General features: G+C 71.1%; 1 protein-coding gene. It reads right to left on the bottom strand.

Annotation, left to right across the window (positions count from 1 at the left end):
- Positions 1-78: 78 nt before the first annotated feature.
- The gene (locus AB0B91_RS65465) at positions 79-1,767 is read right to left on the bottom strand and encodes a S8 family serine peptidase (RefSeq protein ID WP_357662853.1); all 1,689 of its coding nucleotides are present in this window, start codon (positions 1,765-1,767) and stop codon (positions 79-81) included.
- Between the last annotated feature and the right edge of the window lie 214 nt (positions 1,768-1,981).

Here is a 1,981-nt window from a genome sequence, read left to right as displayed (position 1 = left end):
GGCGCCGGATCGACCGCCCGCCGCCGGACGTGCGAGGGGCCCGGCCGAAGTCGGCCGGGCCCCCCTGGTGGTGCGTCGTTACGGGCGGGCGTTGGGCTTGAGCGGGGTCTTCACCGCCGCGTACGCGTCGACGATGCCGTAGCCGTAGAAGCCGTTGAAGTTCAGCCCTCCGGCGCAGTAGGCGTCGAACTCGGCGTCCCGGCCCTCGTTGGCGTACGACTGCAGGCGCGGCTCCGGGCAGGCGTGCTCGGCCGCCGTCCGGTAGAGGTGCTGCTCCACCAGCTTCGGTGCCATCCCGTAGCCACCCCGGCCGTCCTTCTTGCCGTGCTTGCTGACGATCAGCGCGGCGACGCCGGAGGCGTGCGGGGCCGCCATCGAGGTGCCCTGCAGGTAGGTGTAGTACCCGCACTCCCCGTTGGCCTTGCACGCCTTGAAGACCGTCTCCTCGAACCCGGCGACGATGTTGCCGTCGGCGTCGACCGAGCCCTCCTCCTGGAGCACCTTCTTCGGATACGTCGAGAGGATCATGTTGGCGTCGGTGCGGTAGGTGTCCGTGCCGAAGCCGTCACGGAACCAGCCGCCGGGCGCCGCCACGGCGGTCTGCTCGGTGCCGTAGTTCGAGAAGTCCGACTTCTTGCCCGACGGCCCGACCGCCGACACGCTGATCACGTTGGGGCCCTCGGTGGGCAGGTCCCAGCAGCTGTCGTTGTCGATCTCGCGCGGGTAGGGCGCGGTGTCGCCGTAGTCCGGGCTCGACACGTCGGTGCGCGGGGCACCCAGGTCCTCGTGGTTGTTGCCCAGCGCGCCGACCAGGGTGACGCCCCGGATGTGGGCGAAGTTCAGGGCCCGCTTCATGGCCTTGATGATGGCCCGCTGCTCGGCCTGGTGCTCCGGGGAGTCGGCCGGGTTGGCGGTGCAGTTGTAGAGCCACGGGTCGACGTAGAAGGACATGTTGACCACGTCCAGGCCGACCTTCCCGGCGTGCAGCAGGGAGTTGACCACCGGCTCCAGGAAGAAGTAGCCGGAGTCCTGGCCGCCCTTGAGCTCGACCAGGGAGACGTTCGGGGCGACGCCGGAGAGACCGAAGCCGTTGGCCGCGGCGCCGATCGTGCCGGCCACGTGGGTGCCGTGCCCGCCGTCGTCGGTGCCGACCGGGTCGAGGCAGCTCGCCACCTCGCACTCGCCGTCGACGTCGACGATGTCGGGAGCGAAGTTGCGGGACAGCGCCCAGTTGAAGTTCGGCGCGATGTCCGGGTTGCTGGCGTCGACGCCGGTGTCCAGGACGCCGACCGTGACCCGGCGGTCGCCCGGCTCGACCTTGCGCGCCCGGTCTGCCCGGATCATCTCCAGGCCCCAGAGCTTGTCGTCCAGCGGGTCCATCTTCTTGCCACGCTTGGCGCCGGCGCCCTTGGCCGCGGCGGCGGCCAGCAGGTGCTCCTGCTCGACCCGGTCCAGCTTGGGCTTGCGGCCGATCGCCTTCTGCTCGGTGGCGCCGATCAGCGCCGACGCGGCGGTGGCCTTCGCGGCGAAGTCCGTCCGGTCGCTGGTGACCCGGAACATGCCGACCTCGTCGGACCGGGAGACCACCGTGCCGCCGGCCGACCGGATGGCGGCGATGGCCGCGTCCGCGGAGACACCGTCCTCGGCGACGACGGTGAAGGTACGGGCACTGGCCGGCACGGCACTGGCCGGCACGCTCATGCCCGTCACCGCGAGTGCCAGTGCCGTCGCGGTCGCGACGGCACCGGCGGTGAAGCGCTTGCTCACCACATCGGATCCTCTCGTTGAGGGACGTGGCAGCCATCAGACAACACCGCGGCACTTTCCGCCATAGCAACGTCGGCTATGGCGGGAATCTCGTTTTCATCCGTGCTGGGCGCTGCCGGGCGGCCCGTTCGGGTCACGGCAGGGCGGGCTCGGCGACCTGCGGCTGCGGGTCGTCGGCACGGGGAGCGCGCAGCTCGTCGACGCGCACCAGGGC

This window comes from Nonomuraea sp. NPDC049141, from assembly GCF_040648415.1.
Lineage (GTDB): Bacteria > Actinomycetota > Actinomycetes > Streptosporangiales > Streptosporangiaceae > Nonomuraea.
This window is presented reverse-complemented; position numbering and strand designations above follow the sequence as displayed.